The sequence below is a fragment of the Streptomyces sp. NPDC058001 genome (genome assembly GCF_042886315.1).
Taxonomy (GTDB): Bacteria; Actinomycetota; Actinomycetes; order Streptomycetales; family Streptomycetaceae; genus Streptomyces.
Genome location: NZ_JBHVQT010000010.1, coordinates 228,906 through 254,267 on the forward strand (window position 1 = coordinate 228,906; position 25,362 = coordinate 254,267).

Here is a 25,362-nt window from a genome sequence, read left to right on the forward strand (position 1 = left end):
GTGAAGAAGACCACTCCTTCGTGGGGCGGCGCCCCGGGGTGCGTAGGGTCGTACCCATGAGTACGTCAGGTGCGACCGCGGATCCGCTCGCCGCTCTCGGGTCGCTTCCCGGAGTGGCTGATTCCGTGGCCTCGGTGCGCAAGGCCGTGGACCGGGTCTACGGCCACCGGATCATGCGGCGCCGCAGCAACGAGATCACCTCCGAGGCGGCTCTGCGCGGCGCCCGTGGCTCGGCCGCCCTGTCCGGGGCCGACTGGGCGCTCGAAGAGGTGCGGCGGCGCGGCGACTTCAGCGGCGACGACGAGGCGCGCGTGGTCGGCGCGGCCCTGCGGCTGACCGCCGAGTCGGGACAACTCCTGTCCATCTGGCGGCAGTCGCCGCTGCGGGTCCTGGCCCGGCTGCATCTGGTGGCGGCTGCCGGCCACGACACGCGCGTGGGACGTCCCCGGCAGGCGGGGGAGCCGGTCGACGAGCCGTTGGTCGAGCTGCCCCTGCCGGACGCGGACGAGGTCGCGGGCCGGCTGGACGGCTTGGCCCGGCTGGTCGTCGCGGGCGGCTCGGCGCCCGCCCTGGTGACGGCCGCCGTGGTGCACGGCGAACTGCTGGCGCTGCGCCCGTTCGGCACGCACAACGGCCTCGTCGCGCGCGCGGCGGAACGGATCGTGCTGATCGGCAGCGGCCTGGACCCGAAGTCGGTGTGCCCCGCGGAGGTGGGTCACGCGGAACAGGGCCGGTCGGCGTACACGGCTGCCCTTGATGCGTACGCGTCGGGGACGCCGGAGGGCATGGCGGAATGGATCGCCCACTGCGGTCGCGCGATCGAGCTGGGCGCGCGTGAGTCGACAGCGGTGTGCGAGGCGCTGCAACGGGGCGCCGCCTGAGCCGGTGACCGCCGGAAACGGTCGTCAAAGGCGTCGACGCGAAAAGGGGCCCTCCAAGAAGGGCCCCTCAACAGGGTTGCGGCGGTACGAATTTCTCGCACCGCCGCTGGCATGTTCACCCGGCTACCAGGCGTCCTCGATGTATTGCCCATCAGGTCGGGGACTCTTGCCCGTCACCTGGTGCGGCTGGCCCGTAATCGACGGGTCGACGTCGCGTGGGTTCCCGGTGTTCATGCTAGGTCCGTGGGGCCTTGGTTTGCGTTGAAGGTGATCCTCTCGGATGTCCTTGGTCTCGCGGGCCGTTGAGTCCTTTGTACTCCTGTCCCGAATGAAGCGGAACCCCTGGCTGCACTTCTTTACTTTTAGGTTCAAATACGGGTAAAGCGGGCGGCAGGTGGAAACTCCTGTGACGCACGGGGCGTCACCCTTGAGCGAGGCGTGTCAGCTCACGGCGGCGCGCCGCCTGCTCGCGTACCAGACGAGCCCGGCCGTGGCCGCCGCGGCGCCGACCGCGGCGGCGGCCACCAGGGCGGGGCGCGGCGGAACTGAGAGCGAGGGGATCCGCTGCTTCAGCCGGACCGGCCGGTGGAAGTCCAGGATCGGCCACTCACGCACGAGGGCTTCGCGCCGCAGGGCACGGTCCGGATTGACGGCATGCGGATGACCGACGGCGCCGAGCATGGGCAGGTCGGTCACGGAGTCGCTGTACGCGTAGCAGCGAGCGAGGTCGTACCCCTCGGTCGCGGCCAGCTCCCTGATCGCCTCGGCCTTGGTGGGGCCGTACGCGTAGTACTCCACCTCCCCGGTGAAGCACCCGTCCTCGCCGACGACCATGCGAGTGGCGACGACGCGGTCCGCGCCGAGCAGCTCACCGATCGGTTCGACGACCTCGGCGCCCGACGTGGACACGATGACGACGTCGCGCCCCGCGGTGTGGTGCTCCTCGACGAGTGACGCGGCCTCGTCGTAGATGATCGGGTCGATGAGGTCGTGGAGGGTCTCGGCGACGATCTCTTTCACCAGCCGTACGTTCCATCCGCGGCACAGTGCGGAGAGGTACTCGCGCATCCGCTCCATCTGGTTGTGGTCGGCGCCTCCCGCGAGGAAGACGAACTGCGCGTAGGCGGTGCGGAGTACGGCCCTGCGGTTGATCAGGCCGCCTTGATAGAACGACTTGCTGAAGGTGAGCGTGCTCGACTTCGCAATGACCGTCTTGTCCAGGTCGAAGAAGGCGGCTGTGCGGGGCAAGGAGTGGTTTTCCACGTGCCTGAGCATAGGCGCCCACCATTCGGCGTAAGGCTCGGGCGTGTGGGTTTGCCTGAGAAGGCTCTCGGGTACACCATGGAAGTCACGGATCGTTCGCGACCGTGCTAACCCGGTCCGACTCCTCCCCCCCCGAGTCGGCCGTGGGGACGACCCCCGCTCTCCCCCCCGGCGGGGGTCGTCGCATGTCCGGACGCGTTTTGTCCTCTCTCCGATGATCGCCGGGCCTTCTCGCGCCCCGAATCGGCGTCCCCTCTCTCCTCCCCGGACTCGTCACGGTGTGTGACGGTTGCGCTGCTCTGTGGAAGTCGTGTTGATGTCACCGGTATGGGTGATGGGGATATTCACAACCACTGACTCGTCCACAGTTATTGACCAAGATCCACACGATTTCCGGGATCGCTGCACGGTGATTCCAGCGCATCCCGCTCACGGAGTTCATCTGCGGTTCGGCTCGGCGTGGTTCGTATGGCCGGTTTCTGACGGCGATACGTATCCCGGCGCCACGAACGGAACTTCAGGTTCGGGATTCGCGGACTCACCGGGAGCCCGCGAGACGCGCGCCGAAATAGGGGGCTGAGGATCGTGGCGGGAACCATCACACATGACCGGGCGCGGACGACCGACGGACAGCGGGGCGGGCCGCTGATCGTCACCGAGGATCCGCCGCTCCTCGACGATCTGCTGCGGCTGTGCGCGGCGGCGGGCGCCCGGCCCGAAGTGCATCACGGGGTGCCGGAGCGCGGCGGGGGCTGGGAAGCGGCACCCCTGGTCCTGGTCGGCGACGACGCGGCGCCGCGCGTCCGAGGGGCCACCCGTCGGCGCGGAGTCGTGCTGGTCGGGCGGGACCAGGACGACCCCGGAGTCTGGCGGCGCGCGGTCGAGATCGGCGCCGACCACGTACTCGTGCTGCCCGACGGCGAGCAGTGGTTGGTGGACCGGATCGCCGATGTCGCCGAGGGTGTGGGGCGGCCCGCCTTCACCGTCGGCGTCATCGGCGGACGCGGCGGAGCCGGAGCTTCCACCCTGGCCTGCGCCCTGGCCGTCACCTCGGCCCGCGCCGGGCGCCGCACGCTGCTCGTCGACGCCGATCCGCTGGGCGGTGGGCTCGATGTGCTGCTCGGCGGCGAGACGGCCGACGGTCTGCGCTGGCCCGCCTTCGCCGAGTCCCGGGGCCGAGTCGGCGGCGGCGCCCTGGAGGAGGCGCTCCCTGAGCTGCACGCGCTGCGAGTCCTGAGCTGGGACCGCGGCGACTCGGTCGCCGTGCCGCCTCAGGCGATGCGAGCGGTGCTGGCGGCGGCACGCCGACGCGGTGGCGTGGTGGTCGTGGACCTGCCGCGCCGGGTGGACGAGAGCTCGGCCGAGGCCCTCGCCCAACTCGACCTGGGGCTGCTCGTGGTGCCCGCCGAGTTGCGCGCGGTGGCGGCGGCGAGCCGCGTGGCGTCGGCCGTGGGGATGGTCCTGCCGGACCTGCGCGCCGTCGTCGGCGGCCCACGCGGCGGTGCGGCGGCGAGCCGCACGGGAGGGCTGTCAGGGACGCGTGAGGGGCTGGGCGGACTCGACGCCGAGGAGGTCGCCCGGCTGCTCGGGCTGCCCCTCGCGGGCGAACTGCCCGTGGAGGACGACCTGTTGAACGCACAGGACGACGGCAGGCCACCGGGCGGCGACCCCAGAGGACCACTCGCCCGGTTCTGCGGCGCCTTCTGGGAGCGCATGCCGGTCGAAGGCGGTGCGTCATGACCGCGGTGGTGGGCGCGCGGCTCCTCGACGGGGTGCGGCAGTGGCTCGCCGAGAGCGGCTGCGAGGCGACCCCCGCGCGCGTGGCGGAGGCGCTCCGCGCCCAGGGGAGGGTCCTCGGGGACGCCGAAGTGCTGGGCGCGGCCGAACAGTTGCGGTCGGAACTGGTGGGCACGGGCCCGTTGGAGCCCCTGCTCGCCGACCCCTCCGTGACCGATGTGCTGGTGTCCGCGCCCGACCGGGTGTGGGTGGACCGGGGCGGCGGCCTGGAGCTGACCGGCGTGACCTTCCCGGACGCCCCCGCGGTGCGCAGACTCGCCCAGCGCCTCGCCGCCGTCGCGGGACGACGCCTGGACGACGCCCGGCCCTGGGTCGACGCCAGACTGCCGGACGGCACCCGGCTCCACGCGGTGCTGCCACCGGTCGCGCTCGGCTCGACGTGCCTGTCGCTGCGGGTCGCGCGCCCGAAGGCGTTCACGCTCGCCGAACTGGTCGCGGCGGGCACGGTACCGCCCGGCGGCGACCGTGTCCTGCGGGCCCTGCTGGACGCCCGCCTCTCCTATCTCATCAGTGGCGGGACGGGCTCGGGCAAAACCACCCTCCTCAGCGCCCTGCTCGGACTGGTCGGCCCCGCCGAACGGATCGTGATCGCCGAGGACTCGGCCGAACTGCGCCCCGACCACCCCCATGTCGTACGCCTCGAAGCCCGGCCTGCGAACCAGGAGGGCGCCGGACTCGTCACCCTCCAGGACCTGGTGCGCCAGGCCCTACGGATGCGGCCCGACCGGCTGGTGGTCGGCGAGGTCAGAGGCCCGGAAGTTGTCCACCTCCTGGCCGCCCTCAACACCGGACATGAGGGAGGCTGCGGCACGGTCCATGCCAATGCCGCATCGGACGTCCCGGCCCGCCTGGAAGCGCTCGGTACGGCGGCGGGCCTTGACCGGGCTGCCCTGCACAGCCAGTTGGCCGCGGCACTCTCAGTGGTCCTTCATCTCGTACGGGACCGGGCGGGCCGGCGCCGTATCGCCGAGATCCATGTGCTGGAGCGGGACGTATCGGGACTGGTGGTGACCGCGCCGGCGCTGCGCTGGGGACCGGACGCCTTTGTGTACGGGCCCGGGTGGACCCGGCTGCGGGGGCTGCTCGGCGGTGCCTGGGAGGCGGGGCGATGACCGGGGCGGGCGGGGCGCTGTCCGTGGGCGCGGTGGTCGGTCTGGCGATGGTGTGTGCCGGGGCGGCCGGTTGGCCGGGGAGTGCGCGGGACCGGCGGCTGGTGCGGCGGGCGCGGGGGTTGCTCGGCGGCGGGAAGACGGCGCCGGCCGGACCCGGCGGGAGAGCCGTGCCCTGGTGGGTCGGCCAGGTGTGGCGCCGGAGTCGGGCGGGGCGCGAGTGGTGGTGTCTGGTCGCCGGGTTCGTGGTCGCGGTGCTGGGGGCCTCGGTGGTGCCCTTGCTGATCGGGGCCGCCGGAGTGCCGGTGGTGCGGCGGGCGATGGGGTCGGGAGCGCGGCGGCGGGCGCGGGAGCGTCGGGCCGATGAGGTGATCGCCCTGTGCGGGGTGCTCGCGGGTGAGGTCCGGGCCGGACGGCAACCCGCACAGGCCCTGTTCACAGCCGCACGGGACACCGGAGGGCTCGGGGACGCCCACGCGTGCGTGCTGGCCGCCGGGCGGTTCGGCGGTGATGTGCCGACGGCGCTGGGCGCGGCGTCTCGGGAGTCGGGCGCGGAGGGGCTGTCCGGTCTCGCGGCGTGCTGGCGGGTCGCCGTGGACCGGGGCGCGGGCCTCGCGAGCGGACTGGAGCGACTGGAGGGTTCCCTGCGCGCGGAGCGTGATCAACGCGCTGAGACGCGAGCGCAGTTGGCGGGGGCCCGCTCGACGGCCGTGATGCTCGCCGGGCTGCCGGTGCTGGGGCTGCTGCTGGGCGGTGCGCTGGGCGCGGCACCCCTGCGGGTGCTGCTGCACACGGGAGCGGGGCTCGGGTGCCTGGCGGTGGGCGGAGCTCTGGAGGGGGCCGGTCTGTGGTGGGCCCTGCGGATCGTCCGGGGAGCGGAGGAGGCATGAGCGGTACGGAGTTGGGCGGAGAAGTTGTCCACAGGTTGGGGGCGGCCCTGTGTGTGTCGGGGGCGTTGGTGGCCCTGGTGCGGGTGGTGATGGTGGGGCGTCGGGAAGGGAGGGTTCGGCGCCGGGCGATGCGGGTGCTGGACGGGCGAAGGGTCGCTGATCGGGCGGGCGTCGGACTGGCGAGGGCCGCGGCCCGGCGGCATCGGCGGACGGCGGCCGTGCGTCGGTGGCTGCCGGTGGTCGGGGTGGTCTGTGCCGGATTCGTGCTCGTCGGAGGGGTGGCGGGGGTGCTGGTCGGAGTGGCCGCGGGGTACGGCGCGTGGCGGTACCGGCGGCGTCCCGCACAGGTCGAGGATGTGGACGCGGCCGTGGTCGGCAGGGAACTCCCCTTGGCGGCCGACCTGTTGGCGGCGTGCATCGCGGCCGGCGCCGATCCCGTGACGGCAGCACAGGCGGTCGGCGAGTCCCTGGACGGCCCGGTCGGGGCGCGGTTGGCCTGGGGCGCGGCGGAGGTACGGCTCGGCGCCGAACCGGTCGATGCCTGGCGGAAGTTGGCCACCCTGCCGGGCGCCGGAGCGGGCGGTGCGGCGGTGGCGCGGCTCCTGGAGCGGGCCGGCGAATCGGGGGCGCCGGCGGCGGCACCCGTGGCCCGGCTCGCCGCCGAGGCCCGAGCGGAATGGGGGCGCGCGGCGACGGCGAGGGCGCGGCGGGCGGGCGTACTGATCACCGCGCCGGTCGGGTTGTGCTTCCTGCCCGCCTTCATCGCGATCGGGGTGCTGCCCGTCCTGATCGGCCTGGCGGGGCGGCTGATGGGCGGAGGGGGTGAGTGACACGCGGATGACACGGGGCGGATGAGCGAGCAGGAGTAACGACTTCGAGGAATTACCGGACTTCGACAGGTCCGGGACCACATTCAGTGCAAGGAAACGCGCATACACGGGGGTTGAGATGAGTGCGAGGAAACGGGAACGGGCGGGCGCGGAGGCGTCGGCCTGGACGGAGCGGACGGAGCGAACGGAGCGGGCGGAGCGGGCGGCAGCGCGGAAGCCGGTGCGTTGGGTGCGCCGACGTGGCAGGGATGCCGGAATGGTGACGTCCGAATACGCGATGGGCCTGATCGCGGCGGTGGGGTTCGCCGGCCTGCTCTACAAGGTGCTGACAAGCGGGCAGGTACGGGCGGCGCTGCAAGGAGTTGTGGAGAAGGCGCTCGATGTCCAGTTCTGAGAGGGTCCAGGACCGGGGGTTCGTGACCGCCGAGGCCGCCGTGGTGCTGCCGGTGCTGGTGCTGTTCGCGATGGGATTGGTGTGGGCGTTGCTGGCCGTGGCGGCGCAGATCCAGTGCGTGGACGCGGCGCGGGCGGGAGCGCGGGCCGCGGCGCGTCAGGACCCGGACGCGGTGGCCGTCGCGGCGGCGCGCCAGGCCGCGCCGCCCGGGGCGCGGGTCACCGTACGACGGGAGGGCGATCTGGTGCGGGTGAAGGTCGAGGCTCCCGTGCCCGGCCCGGACGTCTTCATGGTGCGGGTGCGGCACGAGGCGGTGGCGTTGGCCGAAGAGACGGTCGGGGCCGAGGAGAGGAGTGGGGTCGAGGAGGCGAGCGGCGCCGAAGAGACGACCGGCGTCGGGGAGGGGAGCCGATGAGAGTCGCGCGTGGCGGCGGCCCCCGCGACCGTGGTTCCGCCACCGTCTGGGCCGTGGTCGCCACAGCCGCCCTCGGCCTGGTGTTCGGTGCCTTCCTGGCGATGGGGCAGGCCGTGGTGGCCCGTCATGAGGCGGGCGGCGCGGCGGACTTGGCGGCGCTGGCGGCGGCGGACCACTGGTTGCAGGGAAGTGCCGACGCGTGTGCCCAGGCGGCGCGGGTGGCCGAGGCGCAGGGAGCGCGGCTGGTCCGGTGCGCGGTGGACGGCGCGATCTCGGAGGTGACGGCCGCGGCGGGGCTCGGGCCGTTCAGGGCGGAGGTGAGGTCCCGCGCGGGTCCGGCGGGGCCGGTGAGTGCGACGCTGCCAGGTCCTGGGCCGTAGGGCTCAGGTGGACTGCCTCGCTCAGGTGGCCGCGTCGGCCTCCGGGACTTCCGGCTCCGGCGCACCCCGTAGCAACACGTCCAGCAGCCGCACGGCCCCCCGCTTGTGCAGCGGCTCGTTGCCGTTGCCGCACTTGGGGGACTGGATGCAGGACGGGCAGCCGGCGTCGCACTCGCAGGAGGCGATGGCCTGACGCGTCGCGGCGAGCCAGGCGCGGGCGGTGTGGAAGGCGCGCTCGGCGAATCCGGCACCGCCCGGGTGGCCGTCGTAGACAAAGACCGTCGGCAGCAGGGTGTCGGGGTGCAGCGGGACGGAGACGCCGCCGATGTCCCAGCGGTCACAGGTCGCGAAAAGCGGCAGCATGCCGATGGACGCGTGCTCGGCGGCGTGCAGGGCGCCGCCCAGTTGCTCCGGGTTGACGCGGGCCGCGTCGAGTTGGTCCTCGGTGACGGTCCACCAGACGGCGCGGGTACGGAGCGTACGAGGAGGGAGGTCGAGTTTGGTCTCGCCCAGCACCTCGCCGGTGATGAGGCGGCGGCGCAGGAAGGAGACGACCTGGTTGGTGACTTCGACGGACCCGTAGCAGAGGCGGGCGTCGCCCCAGGGGATCTCGACGTCGGTGTCCAGGACGGAGACGGAGGTGGTGTCGCGGGCGACGGTGGAGTAGCTGGGGCTTGCCTCCTCGACCAGGGCGACCGAGTCGTCGAGGTCCAGGTGCCGTACGAGATAGGTGCGGCCCTGGTGGAGGTGGACGGCGCCGTCGTGCACGGAGGTGTGCGCGGCGGAGGCGTCGACGGTGCCGAGGAGCCGTCCCGTGGCGGCCTCGACGATCTGGACGGGGGTGTCGCCCTCGCCGCGGATGTCGGTGAGGTCGGCGGCCCGTTCCCGGCGGGTCCAGTGCCAGGCGGCCGTACGGCGCCGGAGCAGCTTCGCGGCCTCCAACTGCGGCAGGAGTTCCTCGGTGGCGGGGCCGAAGAGGGCCAGGTCGTCGTCGGTGAGCGGGAGTTCGGCGGCGGCGGCGCAGAGATGGGGCGCGAGGACGTACGGGTTGTCCGGGTCGAGGACCGTCGACTCGACCGGCTGTCGGAAGAGGGCTTCCGGGTGGTGGACGAGATAGGTGTCCAGCGGGTCGTCGCGGGCGATCAGGACGGCGAGGGCGCCCTGCCCCGAGCGGCCGGCGCGGCCCGCCTGCTGCCACAGGGATGCGCGGGTCCCGGGATAGCCGGCGATGAGGACGGCGTCCAACCCGGAGATGTCGACGCCGAGTTCGAGGGCGGTGGTGGCGGCGAGGCCGAGGAGTTCGCCGGAGTGAAGGGCGCCTTCGAGGGCGCGGCGTTCCTCGGGGAGATAGCCGCCCCGATAGGCGGCGACGCGGCGGGCGAGGGAGCGGTCGACCTCGGCGAGGCGTTCCTGGGCGATGACGGAGATCAGTTCGGATCCGCGCCGGGAGCGGACGAAGGCGACCGTGCGGACGCCCTGGACGACGAGGTCGGTCAGCAGGTCGGCGGTCTCGGCGGTGGCGGTGCGCCGGACCGGGGCGCCCTTCTCGCCGTGGAGTTCGGTGAGCGGGGGTTCCCAGAGGGCGAAGACGAGTTCGCCGCGCGGGGACGCGTCGTCGGCGACCTCGCGTACCGGCAGGCCGGTGAGGCGTTCCGCGGCGACCGAGGGGTCGGCGGCGGTGGCGGAGGCGAGGAGGAACACGGGTTCGGAGCCGTAACGGGCACAAAGGCGCCGCAGTCGGCGCAGCACCTGGGCGACATGTGACCCGAAGACACCACGGTAGGTATGGCACTCATCGATGACCACATAGCGCAGCGCGCGCAGGAAGGAGGCCCAGCGGGGATGCGAGGGGAGGATCCCCCGGTGGAGCATGTCCGGATTGGTGAGGACGTAGTTGGCGTACTGACGTATCCACTCGCGTTCCTCGAACGGGGTGTCGCCGTCGTAGACCGCCGGGCGGACCGCGGTGCCGAGCGGAAGTGAGAGATCTTTCACGGCCCGGCACTGATCGGCGGCGAGCGCTTTGGTCGGCGCGAGGTAGAGGGCGGTCGTGCCGCGCCCGTTGGGGGCCTCGGATCCGGCGAGGAGCGTGGAGAGCGCGGGGACCAGATAGGCGAGGGACTTGCCCGACGCGGTGCCCGTGGCGACGACGACCGACTCGCCGTCCATGGCGTGCTCGGCGGCGGCTGCCTGGTGGGCCCACGGATGATCGATTCCGGCCCTCTGGACAGCGGCGATGACCTCGGAGCGGATGCGGTCGGGCCAGACCGCATGGCGACCCGCGCGCGGGGGCAGGTGCTCCGTATGGGTGATGCGCGAAGCCCGGCTGGGACCGGGCGCGAGGCGGTCCAGGACCGTCCGCGGAGAAGGGTGTGCCGTGGGGTCCGCAGAGGGGCGATCGGGTCGGTGATTCTTGGCCATCGGCACCGAGTGTGTCACCGGCGTGACGGACAATGGTCCGAAGGCGTCGTGCGCGCCTGCCGGTAAGTGATTGAATGCCATCGCGGCTGGCGATCCATCCCGGGGGCTCAGGCCGAGGTGTCCCTAGGGACGACCGCTCGATAGCAAGGTGCTGGAGGATCCGTGGACCTGTCCCTGTCGACCCGTACCGTCGGCGATCGTACGGTCGTCGAGGTCGGTGGCGAAATCGATGTATATACCGCGCCCAAGCTGCGGGAGCAGCTGGTCGAGTTGGTGAATGACGGCAGCTTCCACCTTGTCGTCGACATGGAGGGTGTCGATTTCCTCGACTCCACCGGACTCGGCGTGCTGGTGGGCGGGCTGAAGCGTGTGCGGGCCCATGAGGGGTCGCTGCGCCTGGTGTGCAATCAGGAGCGCATCCTGAAGATCTTCCGCATCACCGGTCTGACCAAGGTGTTCCCGATCCACACCTCGGTCGAGGAAGCCGTAGCGGCCACCGACTGAGATCCGGTTCCCCGGGCAGCGCCCGGGGCGGCAGACAATGGGGGGACCGGGCCACGGGCCCGGTCCCCTGACCGCACGCCCGTACGTCACGCCAGGCCCGTCCGAGGGGGATGCATGGCAACCGTCGAACTCCGCTTCAGCGCACTCCCCGAGCACGTCAGGACCGCCCGCCTGGTAGCGGCGGCGGTGGCGCGCCGTGCCGGTGTGGACGAGGCCGTGCTCGACGAGGTCCGGCTCGCCGTCGGTGAGGCGTGCACCCGGGCCGTCGGCCTGCACCAGAGCGCGGGGATCACCTCGCCGGTGCGGGTGGTGCTGACCGAGGAGGAGAAGCAGTTCTCCATCGAGGTCGGCGACGAGGCACCACGGGTCGTCGCGGCCGACGGGACACCGGGCGCCCATGGAGGCGCCGAGGAGCCCGAGGGCGAGGACGAGATGGGCCTCGCGGTCATCAGCGGCCTTGTGGACGACGTGGAGGTCACCGCCGGGGAAGCCGGTGGCTCCATCCGTATGACGTGGCCTACGACCCCTTCAGTGGCCGTCTGACGCCGGTCTTGGTGTGACCCGGGTGGTGCCCTGAGCCGAGCGCGCGGTTCTCGCCCCCTCCGCCAGTGGGTGTCCCGTTCAGCTCACGCTCTCCCACGTCACCTCACTCACCCTGCTCCGTACACCCGTACATGCGAACACTCGTACACCAGGGCGCACGAACATCCGTACCCCCTGAGTGATCATCCTCAGCCAATCCTCGCCGGCGCCCCCGGCGCGTTTCGTCGCGCCCGGCGCACGCCCCGCGCGCGGGAACAGGTCCGCCGCGGGGCCGTCCCGACCCCCGGGCGCGACCCTTGAGCAGGGTCTTTATCATTTCGCTTGATCATAATGTGCGGGTCAATGCTTTTAGGGCATTACCACTTTCGAGGGCAATCGGCGGTCCGCGATCATTTGCTGAAGAGCGTGCGAGGGCGAATTCCGTTTGTCGCACCCTGTTTTGATCAAGCCCCGCTCCCTACAATCCGTCCACATCTTGAGCGCAGCCCAAGCGTCAAGGAGGACGAATGGCGGGGCTCTTTACCCCTCATCAGTTTGATCAGCCCACAACCTTCGCAGCCGCAGTACTGACCAATGACAACCGCCTCATCGTGATGATCATCGGGGTCGTCGCGCTGGCGGCCCTGGCGGTCGCCGGGGTCCTGGTACGCCAGGTGCTCGCGGCAGGCGAGGGCACCGACAGCATGAAGGAGATCGCCAGGGCCATCCAGGAAGGCGCGAACGCCTATCTGGCCCGGCAGTTGCGCACCCTGGCGGTATTCGCCGTTGTGGTGTTCTTCCTGCTCATGCTGCTGCCCGCGGACGACTGGAATCAGCGGGCGGGACGTTCGCTGTTCTTCCTGATCGGAGCTGGTTTCTCGGCGGCCACCGGATATATCGGCATGTGGCTCGCCGTACGCAGCAATGTCCGTGTGGCAGCCGCCGCCCGAGAGGCCACACCGAAGGAGGGGGAGCCCGAAAAGGATCTCACCGCCGTCTCGCACAAGGCCATGAAGATCGCTTTCCGCACGGGCGGTGTCGTCGGCATGTTCACGGTGGGGCTCGGTCTGCTGGGCGCCTCCTGTGTGGTGCTGGTGTACGCGGCCGACGCGCCGAAGGTCCTGGAGGGCTTCGGTCTCGGCGCCGCGCTGATCGCGATGTTCATGCGCGTCGGCGGCGGCATCTTCACCAAGGCCGCCGACGTCGGCGCCGACCTGGTCGGCAAGGTCGAGAAGGGCATTCCGGAGGACGATCCGCGCAATGCCGCGACCATCGCGGACAATGTGGGCGACAACGTCGGCGACTGTGCCGGTATGGCCGCGGACCTGTTCGAGTCGTACGCCGTCACGCTGGTCGCCGCGCTGATCCTCGGCAAGGCGGCCTTCGGCGACGCGGGCCTCGCGTTCCCGCTGATCGTGCCCGCGATCGGCGTGCTCACCGCGATGATCGGCATCTTCGCGGTGGCACCCCGCCGCTCCGACCGCAGTGGCATGTCCGCGATCAACCGGGGCTTCTTCATCTCGGCGGTGATCTCGCTCGTGCTGGTGGCCGCCGCCGTGTACACGTATCTGCCGTCCTCGTACGCGGAGCTGAAGGGCGTCACGGACGCGGCGATCCAGGCCAAGAGCGGGGATCCGCGGATCCTCGCGGTCATCGCCGTCGCGATCGGCATCCTGCTCGCCGCGGTGATCCAGCAGCTCACCGGCTACTTCACCGAGACCACCCGGCGTCCCGTCAAGGACATCGGCAAGACCTCGCTCACCGGCCCGGCCACCGTCATCCTCGCCGGGATCTCGATCGGTCTCGAATCGGCCGTCTACACCGCGCTGCTGATCGGCCTCAGCGTGTACGGGGCGTTCCTGCTCGGCGGTACGTCGATCATGCTGGCGCTGTTTGCGGTGGCCCTGGCCGGCACCGGGCTGCTCACCACGGTCGGCGTCATCGTCGCCATGGACACCTTCGGTCCGGTTTCCGACAACGCCCAGGGCATCGCCGAGATGTCCGGCGACGTCACGGGCGCGGGCGCGCAGGTGCTCACCGACCTGGACGCCGTCGGCAACACCACCAAGGCGATCACCAAAGGCATCGCCATCGCCACGGCCGTCCTGGCGGCGGCGGCGCTCTTCGGCTCGTACCGGGACGCGATCGCCCTGGCGGCGAACGACGTCGGCGAGAAGGTCGGCGACGGCGGGCCACTGACTCTGGTGATGGACATCTCGCAGCCCAACAACCTGGTCGGTCTGATCGCCGGGGCCGCGGTTGTGTTCCTCTTCTCGGGGCTCGCGATCAACGCGGTGTCGCGTTCGGCGGGCGCCGTGGTCTACGAGGTGCGGCGGCAGTTCCGTGAGCGCCCCGGGATCATGGACTACACCGAGAAGCCGGAGTACGGGCGCGTCGTCGACATCTGCACCAAGGACGCGCTGCGTGAGCTGGCCACTCCCGGCCTGCTCGCGGTCCTGGCGCCGATCGCGATCGGCTTCACGCTCGGGGTCGGGGCGCTCGGCGCGTATCTCGCGGGCGCGATCGGCACGGGCACGCTGATGGCGGTGTTCCTCGCCAACTCCGGTGGCGCGTGGGACAACGCGAAGAAGCTCGTCGAGGACGGCAACCATGGTGGCAAGGGCAGCGAGGCCCATGCCGCCACGGTGATCGGTGACACGGTCGGCGACCCGTTCAAGGACACCGCGGGCCCGGCGATCAACCCGCTGCTGAAGGTGATGAACCTGGTGGCGCTGCTCGTCGCTCCCGCCATCGTGCAGTTCAGCTACGGCGAAGATCGAAACCTCGCGCTGCGGATCCTGATCGCGGTGCTCGCCATCGCGGTCATCGTCGGGGCGGTCTACATCTCCAAGCGGCGCGGGATCGCCATGGGCGACGAGGAGGACGGGAGCGCGGAACGGGTGTCCAAGCCGGCGGACCCGGCGGCTGTTTCGTAGCACCGGGATCGCTTTTCGTTCAACGGGCGGGCGTACGGCGCGGGTTGGCGCGCCGTACGCCCGCTCTGCGTGGGGCGTGTGCCCGCTCTGCGTGGGGCGTGTGCCCGCTCTGAGTGGGGCGTGCGACCGCTTCGCGTGGGGCGTGCGCCGGGGGCGCGCTGTGCGCCGTCGCGCTCGGGACGGGACGGGCCGACCCGTGAGCCTTCTCTCCCTTATCGCCAACACCTTGGTGCAAATGGCTTCAATAGGGGGTGAAGCGGACGCCTCGCATGCGGTTGTCGCCGACTTGGCGTGTATGTTCCGGGGCCGAGAGCCCATGGAAGGGACCCATCCGGTGAACAAGAAGTTTGCAGCAGCGCTGTCCGGCGGTGCGGTACTGGTACTGGCGCTGTCGGGATGCGGAGACAGCAAAGACGACGAGCTCAACAGCTGGGCCAATACGGTCTGCGACGCTGTGCAGCCGCAGGCGAAGAAGATCGAGAGCGCCAACTCGGCGATCCAGCAGCAGACCGCCGACAACAGCAAGCCGGTGGACGTCCAGAAAACGGACTCACAGGCGTTCCAGGACATGTCCGACGCCTATAAGGCGATCGGTTCCGCCGTCGACAAGGCGGGCGCCCCGCCCGTCGACGACGGCCAGACGAAGCAGCAGAACGCCGTCAAGGAACTGAACGGCATCTCCACGTCGTACGCCGATCTCCAGAAGCAGGTCGACGGTCTGGACACCAACGACCAGGGCAAGTTCGCCGACGGCCTCAAGAGCGTGGCCGGTGAGCTGGACAAGCTGAGCCAGAGCGGCAACGACGCCCTGAAGAAGCTGGAAGAGGGCGACGTCGGCAAGGCGATGCAGAAGCAGGAGAGCTGCAAGAGCGCGAGCGCTTCGCCGACCGCGGCGGCCAAGAACGAGTGACGGTGGGTCCGGTACGGGCCTGACCACGGCGCCCCGCACGGGCGCGAGGAGGACAATGTGGGCGTGACTACGACCCGCCTGCCCTCGTCCGACCGTGTCGACGCCGCCGTCCGGCTGCGCGACGCCCTCCTGGGCGCCGACTTCACCGCCGACGGCCTGCTCGAACTCCTCGGCGCCCCGGCATACGCGGCGCTGGCCCGCAGTGAGACCGTCCCCGCACTGCGGGCCACCCGGGGCGACAGCGCCCTCGACACGCTCGTACGGCTCTTCCTTCTTCAGCAGCCCGTGGCGCACGCACGCGTGGAGCACGTTCTGCCCGTGGACGTCTGCCTGGAGAGCGGTTGGCTGGTCGCGGTCGGCGCTGACGAGGTCACGGCCACGGTCGACATCAGGCCGTACGGGGGACCGGGCGGCGAGGACTGGTTCATCGTGTCGGACCTCGGCTGTTCGGTGGGCGGTGCCGGGGGCATCGGCGGCGACACCGGTACGGCGGACGCGGGCGTCGTCCTGGGGGTCGGCGGCGCGTCCACGACCCTGGCCGGACTGACGGTCCGTACGCCCGTGGAGTCGGCGCTCGATCTCGGTACCGGATCCGGGATCCAGGCGCTGCATCTGGCGCAGCACGCGACCCAGGTCACGGCGACCGACCTCAACCCGCGCGCGTTGCGTATCGCCCGGCTCACCCTCGCGCTGTCCGGTGCCCCGGAAGCGGAGCTGCTCGAAGGCTCGCTGTTCGAACCCGTCGCCGACCGCACCTTCGACCTGGTCGTGTCCAACCCGCCGTTCGTGATCTCGCCCGGCGCGCGGCTCACGTACCGGGACGGCGGCATGGGCGGGGACGATCTGTGCCGCACGCTCGTTCAGAGGGCGGGGGACCGGCTGAACGAAGGGGGGTACGCGCAATTCCTGGCCAACTGGCAGCACACCGAGGGCGAGGACTGGACCGACCGCCTCCGCACTTGGGTGCCGCGCGGGTGCGACGCGTGGATCGTGCAGCGCGAGGTGCAGGACGTGACGCAGTACGCGGAGCTGTGGCTGCGGGACGCGGGTGACCACCGCACGGACCCCGTCGAGTACGCCGCGCGGTACGACGCCTGGCTCGACGAGTTCGAGGCCCGCAAGACCAGGGCCGTCGGCTTCGGCTGGATCACCCTGCGCAGGACGGGTTCGGCGCGGCCGTCGGTCACCGTCGAGGAGTGGCCGCACCCCGTGGAGCAGCCCCTCGGCACCACCGTACGCGCGCACTTCGACCGCCAGGACTATCTGCGCGACCACGACGACGCGGCCCTCCTCGCCGGGCACTTCCGGCTCGCCGACGAGGTCGTGCAGGAACAGGTCGGGCTGCCCGGTGCCGAGGACCCGGAGCATGTGGTGCTGCGTCAGCATCGGGGCATGCGCCGCGCGACCCAGGTCGACACCGTCGGCGCCGGCTTCGCGGGCGTGTGCGACGGCTCGCTCAGCGCCGGGCGGATCATCGACGCCATCGCCCAGCTCCTCGGCGAGGACCAGGTGCTTCTCCGGGACCGCACCCCCGCGCAGATCCGGCTCCTGGTCGAACAAGGCTTCCTGCTGCCGGTCGGCACGGATGTCTGACGGATGGCATGCGGATCTGTGACGGGCGGCACTCGGACTCCGACGGGCGGCACCCGGATCTCCGACGGGTGGCATGGTGACATTCGCCGCATGTTTCGTACGGCCGTGTTCCGCGCCACGTCTTCCGTGCGGCGTCCACGGGGCGTCCCGTAGGCGATCCGCGTATCCGGTCCGCACCGGCACACGCCGTTCACCCCGGGTTCGCCGGGTCGCCGTCCGGGCATGTCAGCCTCCCTCCGCTGGGCACCCGGTACGGAGAGGGCGAGGCCATGGAGAACGGACCGGCGATCTTCGCGGGATCGGTGTTCGCCCTGTTCGGGGCCGCGCTGTTGCTGTGGACCGGAGTCCGGCTGCACCACCGGCTGCCGGTCGCCGACGGCATGCGCCAAGGCGCGTCCGCGACCATCGCGACGCTGGCTGGAGCGGCCACCCTCGCGCTCTCCGTCTGGTGCTTCGCGAGGATCTGAACCGGGCACCGGGAAGATCTCGGGCGACACCCGCCCAGTAACTGAGAGATCACACTCCGCATAACGCCGAAACAGCAGGTCGCCGCTCCGGGCGGCAGAGACGGCTGTAGTCGGGTTACCGTTCGAGTGGCCGTTGCGGGCTTTTCCCGTTTGACACGGGGGCGGGATGTACCGTCACACTCCGCAGCGTCACCGTACGTACCGCACTGCACCCAGTGTCGACCGGAGAGAAGAGCGAAGTTGTCCCCGACCAGCGAGACCGCAGGCCGCCGACTCGTGATCGTCGAGTCGCCTGCCAAGGCGAAGACGATCAAGGGCTATCTCGGCCCCGGCTACGTCGTCGAAGCGAGCGTCGGGCACATCCGCGACCTCCCGAACGGCGCTGCGGAGGTCCCCGAGAAGTACACCGGAGAGGTGCGCCGCCTCGGCGTGGACGTCGAACACGACTTCCAGCCGATCTATGTGGTCAACGCCGACAAGCGGGCCCAGGTCAAGAAGCTCAAGGACCTGCTGCGCGACTCCGACGAACTCTTCCTCGCCACCGATGAGGACCGCGAGGGCGAGGCCATCGCGTGGCACCTCCAGGAAGTGCTCAAGCCCAAGATCCCCGTCCACCGGATGGTCTTCCACGAGATCACCAAGGAAGCGATCCGGGACGCCGTCGCCAATCCGCGCGAGCTGAACCAGAAGCTGGTCGACGCCCAGGAGACCCGCCGCATCCTCGACCGTCTCTACGGCTACGAGGTCTCGCCGGTCCTGTGGAAGAAGGTCATGCCGCGACTGTCGGCGGGCCGTGTCCAGTCCGTCGCCACCCGACTCGTGGTCGAGCGGGAACGCGAGCGCATCGCGTTTCGTTCAGCTGAGTACTGGGACCTGACGGGCACCTTCGGCACCGGCCGTGCCGGGGATGCGTCCGACCCGGCGTCGCTGGTCGCCCGCCTCACCGCGGTCGACGGCAGACGAGTCGCGCAAGGCCGCGACTTCGACTCGCTGGGACAAATCAAGAGCGCGAACACCCTCCACCTCGACGAGGCGAACGCCCGCGCCCTCGCCGCCGTCCTCGCCGACACCCGGTTCGCCGTCCGGTCCGTCGAGTCGAAGCCCTACCGCCGCTCGCCGTACGCGCCCTTCCGCACCACCACCCTCCAGCAGGAGGCGAGCCGCAAGCTCGGCTTCGGCGCCAAGGCCACGATGCAGGTGGCCCAGAAGCTGTACGAGAACGGCTTCATCACCTATATGCGTACGGACTCCACGACCCTCAGCGACACGGCGATTTCCGCTGCCCGCGCGCAGGTCACGCAGCTGTACGGCGCCTCCTACCTCCCGGACAAGCCCCGCGTCTACGCCGGGAAGGTCAAGAACGCGCAGGAGGCGCACGAGGCGATCCGTCCCTCGGGTGATCGTTTCCGCACTCCTGCCGAGACCGGACTGACGGGCGATCAGTTCCGGCTCTATGAGCTGATCTGGAAGCGGACCGTCGCCTCCCAGATGAAGGACGCCGTCGGGAACTCCGTGACGGTGAAGATCGCCGGCCGCGCGAGCGACGGCCGGGACGCCGAGTTCAGCGCCTCTGGTAAGACGATCACCTTCCACGGCTTCCTCAAGGCGTATGTCGAGGGCGCCGACGACCCGAACGCCGAGTTGGACGACCGCGAGCGCCGCCTGCCGCAGGTCGCCGAGGGCGATGCCCTGTCCGCCGACGAGATCACGGTCGACGGGCACGCCACCAAGCCCCCGGCCCGCTACACCGAGGCCAGCCTGGTCAAGGAGCTGGAAGAGCGCGAGATCGGCCGCCCGTCGACGTACGCGTCCATCATCGGCACCATCCTCGACCGCGGCTATGTCTTCAAGAAGGGCACCGCACTGGTGCCGTCCTTCCTGTCCTTCGCCGTCGTCAACCTGCTGGAGAAGCACTTCGGCCGGCTCGTCGACTACGACTTCACCGCTCGTATGGAGGACGACCTCGACCGCATCGCGCGCGGTGAGGCCCGCGCCGTGCCGTGGCTGAAGCGGTTCTACTTCGGCGAGGGCGAGGCGTCCGGCGGCGCCGCCGACGCGGGCAACGGTGACGGTGACCACCTCGGCGGCCTCAAGGAACTCGTCACCGACCTGGGCGCGATCGACGCGCGCGAGGTGTCGTCGTTTCCCGTCGGCGACGGCATCGTGCTCCGGGTCGGTCGGTACGGACCGTATGTCGAGCGCGGTGAGCGGGACTCCGAGAACCACCAGCGCGCGGACGTTCCCGAGGACCTCGCACCCGACGAACTGACCGTCACCTACGCGGAGGAACTGCTGGCCAAGCCCAGCGGCGACTTCGAGCTGGGCGCCGACCCGGAGACCGGCCACCAGATCGTGGCCAAGGACGGGCGGTACGGCCCTTATGTCACCGAGGTGCTGCCCGAGGGCACCCCGAAGACCGGCAAGAACGCCGTCAAGCCGCGCACGGCCTCGCTGTTCAAGTCGATGTCGCTGGACACGGTCACACTCGCGGACGCCCTCAAGTTGATGTCCCTCCCGCGCGTGGTCGGCGCCGACGCGGAAGGCGTCGAGATCACCGCGCAGAACGGCCGGTACGGCCCGTATCTGAAGAAGGGCACCGACTCGCGGTCCCTGGAGAACGAGCAGCAGCTCTTCACCATCACTCTCGAAGAGGCCCTCGCGATCTACGCCCAGCCCAAGCAGCGCGGGCGGGCCGCCGCGAAGCCGCCGCTGAAGGAACTGGGCGAGGACCCGGTGAGCGGCCAGCCGGTCGTCGTCAAGGACGGCCGCTTCGGGCCGTACGTCACCGACGGCGAGACCAACGCGACCCTGCGCTCCGGCGACAGCGTCGAGGACATCACGCCCGCGCGCGGCTTCGAACTGCTCGCCGAGAAGCGCGCGAAGAGCCCGGCCAAGAAGACCGCAAAGAAGGCGGCGAAGAAGGCCCCCGCCAAGAAGGCTCCGGCGAAGAAGGCGACGGCCGCCCAGAAGACCGCCGCGACCAAGACGGCGGCCAAGAAGACGGCGGCCAAGAAGACGACGGCGGCGAAGAAGACGGCCACCAAGGCGACGGCCGCGAGGAAGGCGGCGTCCTCGGACGACTGAGGCCCACCGGTCCCACCAGGCCGGGCAGGACCTTGGCGCGGCGACGTAGCGTACGCGTTCCGGCGCCGTCGTGATGCCGAAACGGCACCGTGATGGTGCGGGGACGTCCGTATGTTCGGACGGCCCTTCGGCGAGCATCGGCGTCCGGATAGGCTGTCAGGATGACGCGTGCAGAGCAGCCAACGGCCGGAAACACGGCCCCCGACGACGCCCTGGTCGCCGATTCCCGGGAGCGTGCCGTCCGCGCCCTGCTGCGCGTACCGCAGCTGAAGCGGCTGTGGAGCGCGCAATTCGTCGGCGGTGTCGGCGACGCACTCGCGCTGCTCGTCCTCGTGGTACTCGCCCTCCAGGCGGCCATCTCCGAGGGCTCGTTCGGGGGCGGCTTCCGGGGGGTCGCGTATGCGGTCGCCGCCGTGTTCGGCGCCCGGATCCTCGCGACCCTCGTCTTCGGCGCGGTCCTGCTCGGCCCGATCACCTCACTCACCGCGCCCGGCGGACTCCTCGACCGCCGCTGGACCATGATCGCCACGGACGGTCTGCGGGCCGCGCTGCTGATCGTGGCCCCGCTGTGGATCGACTGGACGCCCGACAACGCGCTCGCGCTGCTCCTCGTCACCTCCTTCGTGATCGGCGTCGCCGAGCGGTTCTGGACCGTGAGCCGGGAGAGCGCGGCGCCCTCGCTGCTGCCCCCGCCACCGCCGGAGGGCGCGACCGTCCGCCCGCTCCCGGACCACATGGACGCGCTGCGCCGGCTCTCGTTGCGCACCGGATTCGTGGCACTGCCCCTCGCGGCGGCGGGGCTCGTCGCGGTCACGCTGGTCGAGAATCTGCTGGGCGCCGGGATCGACTGGTTCGCGCTGCACCAGGCGGCGCTCGCGTCGTATGTCGCCGCCGGCCTGTTCGCCGCCTCGCTGTCGGTCGTGTACTTCCTGGAACTGCCCGACACGCAGACCCCACGCGCGCGGTCGCCGCTCGAAGGACTGCGCCGGCCCCGTACCGGCACGGGCGTCGACAAGGGGCGTACCGGCACCATCCGGCTGCTCGTCGTCGCCTGCGCCGCCGTCGCGGCGGCGATCGCGGCGGCCGTCGCGGTCGCCGTACTGCACGCGACGGACCTCGGCGGCGGCCCGGTCACCTTCGGGCTGATGGTGCTGGCGCTGACCGGCGGCACCCTCGTCGGGATCCGTACGGCGCCCTCGGTGCTGCCCTCGTTGTCGCGGCGCCGGCTGCTCGCCCTCGCCATCGCGGTCACCGGGGTCGCGCTGCTCGCCGCCGGTCTGGTGCCCGACAGCACCAGCGTGCTGCTCATCCTCGCGCTGGCGGGCGTCGCGGCGGGAGTCTCCGCCAACACCGGCCACATACTGCTCGACCAGGAGACCGAGGAGTACCGCCGCCCCCGGACGACCGACCATCTGCACGCGGTCGTCCGCGTGTACGTGGCCCTGGGCGCCGTCGTCGCGCCGCTGGTGGCGTCGGCCATAGGGTCGCACCGGCTGGAAAACGGCAAGTTCGTCTTCGCGCACGGTGGCGCCGCGTTCACGCTGATGCTGGTCGGCGCGCTGCTGCTGCCGGTGGCGGCCTTCGTCCTGGCCAAGGTCGACGACCGGTCCGGCGTACCGCTGCGGCAGGACCTGCGGGAGGCGCTGCGCGGGGGCGATCCGGCGCAGGCACCGGCCACGACCGGCTTCTTCATCGCCCTGGAGGGCGGCGACGGCGCCGGCAAGTCGACCCAGGCCGAGGCGCTCGCGGAGTGGATCCGGGGCAAGGGCCACGAGGTCGTCGTCACCCGGGAACCCGGGGCGACACCGGTGGGTAAGCGTCTGCGGTCGATCCTGCTCGATGTGTCGAGCGCGGGTCTGTCGCACCGCGCGGAGGCCCTGCTGTACGCGGCCGACCGCGCCGAGCACGTCGACACCGTGGTGCGGCCCGCCCTCGCGCGCGGTGCGGTCGTCATCTCCGACCGGTACATCGACTCGTCGGTCGCGTACCAGGGCGCGGGCCGCGATCTGTCGCCGACCGAGGTCGCGCGGATCTCCCGGTGGGCCACGGACGGTCTCGTACCGCATCTGACGGTGCTGCTCGACGTGGCGCCCGAGGCGGCGCGGGAGCGGTTCACGGAGGCGCCCGACCGGCTGGAGTCGGAGCCCGCCGAGTTCCACGCGCGCGTACGGGCCGGTTTCCTGACGCTCGCCGCCGCCGATCCGGGCCGCTATCTCGTGGTGGACGGTGGCCAGGAACCGGAGTCGGTCACCACCGTGATCCGGCACCGGCTCGACATGCTGCTGCCGCTCTCCGAGGCCGAGATCAAGGCCCAGGAGGAGGCGCGTAAGGCCGCCGAGGAGGAGGCCCGCCGCAAGGCCGAGGAAGAGGCCGCGCGGAAGGCCGAGGAGGAGCGCCTGGAGCGCGAGCGCCAGGAACAGCTCGCCAAGCTCCGCGCGGAGGAGGAAGAACGCAAGCGGCGCGAGATCGAGGAGGCCCAGCGCCGCGAGGCCGAACGCCAGGCCGAGGAGGCCCAGCGGCGCGCGGAGGAGGCGCGGCGCCGTGCCGAGGAGGAGCAGGCCCGGCTTCTCGCCGAGGAAAAGGTGCGCGCGGCCGAGGAGGAGCGCCGTCGTCGGCAGGCCGCCGAGGAGGCGCGTCTGCACGCGGAGGCGGAGGCGCGCCGGCTGGAGAAGCAGCGGAAGGCCGAGGAGGCGTTGCTGCGGGCTGAGGAGGCTCGGCGGGAGGCCGAGGCGGCGGAGGCCGCGGCGGCGACTGCGGCTGCGGAGGCTGCGGCGCGGGCCGAGGCGGCGAGGTCGGAGGCGTCCGGTGTCGGTGTTGCCGGCGGTGTCGGTGCTGTGGATGAGGACACGACGGTGTTGCCCTCGGTGCGGCCGGGGGGCGAGGGCAAGGAGTCCGGTGCGCGTGAATCCGGTTCGGGTTCCGGTTCTGGTTCGGTGGGGTCCGATGCCGAGGTGACGACGGAGTTGCCGCAGGCTGGGGCGCCGGCCCGGGTGCCGGGTGCGGCGGATGAGACGGCGGTGTTGCCTCCGGTACGCGCGGGGGGTCCGGGTCCCGCCGATGAGACCGCGGTACTTCCCCCCGTACGGGAAGACCGTGCGGCGGACGAGACCGCGGTGCTGCCTCCCGTACGGCAGGACGGTCCCGCGCCCCGGGAGAGTGGCGGTGCGCCGGCCGATCGCGTACCCCCCGGGTTCTTCCGCGACGAGCGTCCCGGTGACGCGGGGGCCGACGCGCGGGCGAGTGACCGTACGCACGAGTTGCCGCAGGTCGACGCGGAGGGTGCGCCTCGGCGGCGGCCCCGTTCCGACTGGGCGGAGGAGACCCCGCTCGATGATCTGCCGACGCTCGCGGACGAGTTGCTCGGCCCGCACGACGACGAGGTCGAGGACGACGACGGTGGGCGCGGGTCCGGTCGGGGGCGGGGCGGAAAGCGTCGCTGACGGGCGGTCCTTGGCGTCGCTGAGGCGCGTCGCGTCCCGGGTCCCGGTGTCTCATGGGTGTGCCGTGGGTGTCCCCATGGGCTGTCTCGTCCGGCTGAGCTTTTGCTGAAGTCGGCCGTCCGGTTGCCGTTGCGTCCATTGTCAGTGGGGTCGTCCACAATGGATCGGGCAAGGCGAAGTGCGGGGCGAGGCGAGGACGGCAACCCATGACCGTGTGGGACGACTTGGTGGGGCAGGAGCGGGTGAGCGATCAGCTCGCCGCTGCCGCCCGGGATGCCGACGCGCTCGTGACGGCGGTCGCGGCGCGCACCCCCCTGCCCGAGGCGTCGAAGATGACGCATGCGTGGCTGTTCACCGGACCGCCCGGTTCCGGCCGGTCGACCGCCGCGCGCGCGTTCGCCGCCGCCCTCCAGTGCGTGAGCCCCGACCGCGCGCTGGGCGGCATCCCTGGCTGCGGGTTCTGCGACGGCTGCCACACGACCCTGGTCGGCACGCACGCGGATGTGCAGATCGTCCGTACGGATCTGCTGTCGATCGGCGTCAAGGAGACCCGGGACCTGGTCCGCCGCGCCCAGCTCTCGCCGGCGGTCGGCCGGTGGCAGGTCATCGTCCTGGAAGACGCCGACCGTCTCACCGAGGGCGCCGGCAATGTCCTCCTGAAGGCGGTGGAGGAGCCCGCTCCGCGCACGGTGTGGCTGCTGTGCGCGCCGTCGCTCGAAGACGTACTGCCGACGATCCGTTCCCGTTGCCGTCATCTGACGCTGCGGACACCGCCGGTGGCCGCCGTCGCGGACGTACTCGTGCGCCGCGACGGCATCGAACCGGACGTCGCCGCCGCCGCCGCCCGCGCCACCCAGGGGCACATCGGGCGGGCCCGCCGACTCGCCACCGACCCGCGGGCGCGCGAGCGCCGGGCCGCCGTGCTGAAGCTGCCGTTGCGCGTGGAGGACGTCGGCGGCTGTCTCCGGGCCGCGCAGGAGCTGATCGACGCGGCGACGGAGGACGCCAAGGACGTCTCCGACGAGCTGGACGTGAAGGAGACCGAGGAGCTGAAGGCGGCGCTCGGCGCGGCGCAGGGCGGGCGGATGCCGCGGGGCACGGCGGGCGTGATGAAGGACCTGGAGGACCGGCAGAAGCGCCGGCGTACGCGGACACAGCGCGACAGCCTGGACCTGGCGCTGACCGACCTCACCGGGTTCTACCGCGACGTACTCGCCCTCCAGCTCGGCACCCGGCTCGCCCTCGCCAACACCGACGCCGAGGACACGTTGGACCGCCTCGCGCGCGGCAGTTCCCCGGAGGCGACGCTCCGGCGGATCGAGGCGATTTCCGCGTGCCGCGGGGCGCTGGACAGCAATGTGGCGCCGCTGTTGGCGGTGGAGGCGATGACTATGGCGTTGCGGGCGGGGTAATGGGTTGCGGGCGGGGTGACGGGTTGCGAGGGGGGAAACGGGGGGAGGTCGCACGGACGCGCCGGAGTTGGGGGGACACATGTACGCGCGCGGTCCGGGGTTTCACTCGTACGA

The 25,362-nt window shown here is 71.6% G+C and carries 19 protein-coding genes; 17 read left to right on the forward strand and 2 right to left on the reverse strand.

The window, feature by feature from the left end:
- Positions 1–56: 56 nt before the first annotated feature.
- Entirely contained in the window at positions 57–881 is an 825-nt protein-coding gene (locus ACFVT5_RS25785) for an oxidoreductase (protein WP_389892512.1), read from the forward strand.
- 441 nt (positions 882–1,322) lie between these two features.
- Here the strand turns inward: ACFVT5_RS25785 and ACFVT5_RS25790 are convergent, their stop codons facing one another.
- Positions 1,323–2,156, reverse strand: a complete 834-nt coding sequence (locus ACFVT5_RS25790) for an HAD family hydrolase (protein ID WP_389892515.1) — start codon at positions 2,154–2,156, stop codon at positions 1,323–1,325.
- A 573-nt stretch (positions 2,157–2,729) separates the two neighbouring features.
- Here ACFVT5_RS25790 and ssd point away from each other — a divergent pair.
- From ssd to ACFVT5_RS25825, 7 genes are all read left to right on the forward strand, one after another.
- Positions 2,730–3,884: a septum site-determining protein Ssd gene (gene ssd / locus ACFVT5_RS25795; protein ID WP_389892518.1), complete on the forward strand. Its 1,155-nt coding sequence runs from the start codon at positions 2,730–2,732 to the stop codon at positions 3,882–3,884.
- Entirely contained in the window at positions 3,881–5,053 is a 1,173-nt protein-coding gene (locus ACFVT5_RS25800) for a TadA family conjugal transfer-associated ATPase (protein ID WP_389892521.1), read from the forward strand. The genes ssd and ACFVT5_RS25800 overlap by 4 nt, the downstream gene beginning before the upstream one ends.
- A complete protein-coding gene (locus tag ACFVT5_RS25805; protein WP_389892524.1) occupies positions 5,050–5,940 on the forward strand; it encodes a type II secretion system F family protein in 891 nt (296 codons plus the stop codon). The genes ACFVT5_RS25800 and ACFVT5_RS25805 overlap by 4 nt, the downstream gene beginning before the upstream one ends.
- An 11-nt stretch (positions 5,941–5,951) precedes the next feature.
- On the forward strand, positions 5,952–6,770 hold the full coding sequence (locus ACFVT5_RS25810; RefSeq protein WP_389892971.1) for a type II secretion system F family protein: 819 nt from the start codon (positions 5,952–5,954) through the stop codon (positions 6,768–6,770).
- 220 nt (positions 6,771–6,990) lie between these two features.
- Positions 6,991–7,164 (forward strand): DUF4244 domain-containing protein, encoded by a 174-nt coding sequence (locus tag ACFVT5_RS25815; protein ID WP_389892973.1) that lies wholly within the window; start codon positions 6,991–6,993, stop codon positions 7,162–7,164.
- Positions 7,151–7,579 carry a TadE family type IV pilus minor pilin gene (locus ACFVT5_RS25820; protein ID WP_389892527.1) on the forward strand — a complete coding sequence of 143 codons (429 nt, stop codon included), beginning with the start codon at positions 7,151–7,153 and terminating at the stop codon, positions 7,577–7,579. The genes ACFVT5_RS25815 and ACFVT5_RS25820 overlap by 14 nt, the downstream gene beginning before the upstream one ends.
- Complete coding sequence (locus tag ACFVT5_RS25825; RefSeq protein WP_389892530.1) at positions 7,576–7,959, forward strand: Rv3654c family TadE-like protein; 384 nt, start codon at positions 7,576–7,578, stop codon at positions 7,957–7,959. The genes ACFVT5_RS25820 and ACFVT5_RS25825 overlap by 4 nt, the downstream gene beginning before the upstream one ends.
- Before the next feature lie 21 nt (positions 7,960–7,980).
- On the opposite strand, the gene ACFVT5_RS25830 is transcribed toward ACFVT5_RS25825, so the two are convergent.
- Positions 7,981–10,461, reverse strand: a complete 2,481-nt coding sequence (locus tag ACFVT5_RS25830; protein ID WP_389892533.1) for a DEAD/DEAH box helicase — start codon at positions 10,459–10,461, stop codon at positions 7,981–7,983.
- Between the two features lie 81 nt (positions 10,462–10,542).
- Between ACFVT5_RS25830 and bldG the strand changes: the two genes are divergently transcribed.
- From bldG to ACFVT5_RS25875, 9 genes are all read left to right on the forward strand, one after another.
- Entirely contained in the window at positions 10,543–10,884 is a 342-nt protein-coding gene (gene bldG, locus ACFVT5_RS25835; protein WP_003975386.1) for an anti-sigma factor antagonist BldG, read from the forward strand.
- 114 nt (positions 10,885–10,998) lie between these two features.
- Positions 10,999–11,427 carry an ATP-binding protein gene (locus ACFVT5_RS25840; protein ID WP_389892536.1) on the forward strand — a complete coding sequence of 143 codons (429 nt, stop codon included), beginning with the start codon at positions 10,999–11,001 and terminating at the stop codon, positions 11,425–11,427.
- A 506-nt stretch (positions 11,428–11,933) separates the two neighbouring features.
- A complete protein-coding gene (locus ACFVT5_RS25845; RefSeq protein ID WP_389892539.1) occupies positions 11,934–14,342 on the forward strand; it encodes a sodium-translocating pyrophosphatase in 2,409 nt (802 codons plus the stop codon).
- Between the two features lie 316 nt (positions 14,343–14,658).
- Positions 14,659–15,252 carry a small secreted protein gene (locus ACFVT5_RS25850; RefSeq protein WP_389892542.1) on the forward strand — a complete coding sequence of 198 codons (594 nt, stop codon included), beginning with the start codon at positions 14,659–14,661 and terminating at the stop codon, positions 15,250–15,252.
- Positions 15,253–15,309: 57 nt separating this feature from the next.
- A complete protein-coding gene (locus ACFVT5_RS25855) occupies positions 15,310–16,845 on the forward strand; it encodes a methyltransferase (RefSeq protein WP_389892545.1) in 1,536 nt (511 codons plus the stop codon).
- 269 nt (positions 16,846–17,114) lie between these two features.
- Entirely contained in the window at positions 17,115–17,312 is a 198-nt protein-coding gene (locus tag ACFVT5_RS25860) for a hypothetical protein (protein ID WP_389892548.1), read from the forward strand.
- A 240-nt stretch (positions 17,313–17,552) separates the two neighbouring features.
- Positions 17,553–20,396, forward strand: a complete 2,844-nt coding sequence (gene topA, locus ACFVT5_RS25865; RefSeq protein WP_389892551.1) for a type I DNA topoisomerase — start codon at positions 17,553–17,555, stop codon at positions 20,394–20,396.
- A gap of 161 nt (positions 20,397–20,557) precedes the next feature.
- Positions 20,558–23,836: a dTMP kinase gene (gene tmk, locus ACFVT5_RS25870; RefSeq protein WP_389892554.1), complete on the forward strand. Its 3,279-nt coding sequence runs from the start codon at positions 20,558–20,560 to the stop codon at positions 23,834–23,836.
- Positions 23,837–24,042: 206 nt separating this feature from the next.
- Positions 24,043–25,248: a DNA polymerase III subunit delta' gene (locus tag ACFVT5_RS25875; protein WP_389892557.1), complete on the forward strand. Its 1,206-nt coding sequence runs from the start codon at positions 24,043–24,045 to the stop codon at positions 25,246–25,248.
- Positions 25,249–25,362 lie beyond the last annotated feature (114 nt).

Excerpts from the sequence above, each read along its gene's own strand:
- ACFVT5_RS25785 (WP_389892512.1), top strand. The coding sequence starts at position 57 with ATGAGTACGTCAGGTGCGACCGCGGATCCGCTCGCCGCTCTCGGGTCG.
- ACFVT5_RS25790 (WP_389892515.1), bottom strand. The coding sequence starts at position 2,156 with ATGCTCAGGCACGTGGAAAACCACTCCTTGCCCCGCACAGCCGCCTTC.
- ACFVT5_RS25800 (WP_389892521.1), top strand. The coding sequence starts at position 3,881 with ATGACCGCGGTGGTGGGCGCGCGGCTCCTCGACGGGGTGCGGCAGTGG.
- ACFVT5_RS25805 (WP_389892524.1), top strand. The coding sequence starts at position 5,050 with ATGACCGGGGCGGGCGGGGCGCTGTCCGTGGGCGCGGTGGTCGGTCTG.
- ACFVT5_RS25820 (WP_389892527.1), top strand. The coding sequence starts at position 7,151 with ATGTCCAGTTCTGAGAGGGTCCAGGACCGGGGGTTCGTGACCGCCGAG.
- ACFVT5_RS25825 (WP_389892530.1), top strand. The coding sequence starts at position 7,576 with ATGAGAGTCGCGCGTGGCGGCGGCCCCCGCGACCGTGGTTCCGCCACC.
- ACFVT5_RS25830 (WP_389892533.1), bottom strand. The coding sequence starts at position 10,461 with ATGGCATTCAATCACTTACCGGCAGGCGCGCACGACGCCTTCGGACCA.
- ACFVT5_RS25840 (WP_389892536.1), top strand. The coding sequence starts at position 10,999 with ATGGCAACCGTCGAACTCCGCTTCAGCGCACTCCCCGAGCACGTCAGG.
- ACFVT5_RS25845 (WP_389892539.1), top strand. The coding sequence starts at position 11,934 with ATGGCGGGGCTCTTTACCCCTCATCAGTTTGATCAGCCCACAACCTTC.
- ACFVT5_RS25850 (WP_389892542.1), top strand. The coding sequence starts at position 14,659 with ATGGAAGGGACCCATCCGGTGAACAAGAAGTTTGCAGCAGCGCTGTCC.
- ACFVT5_RS25860 (WP_389892548.1), top strand. The coding sequence starts at position 17,115 with ATGGAGAACGGACCGGCGATCTTCGCGGGATCGGTGTTCGCCCTGTTC.
- tmk (WP_389892554.1), top strand. The coding sequence starts at position 20,558 with ATGACGCGTGCAGAGCAGCCAACGGCCGGAAACACGGCCCCCGACGAC.
- ACFVT5_RS25875 (WP_389892557.1), top strand. The coding sequence starts at position 24,043 with ATGACCGTGTGGGACGACTTGGTGGGGCAGGAGCGGGTGAGCGATCAG.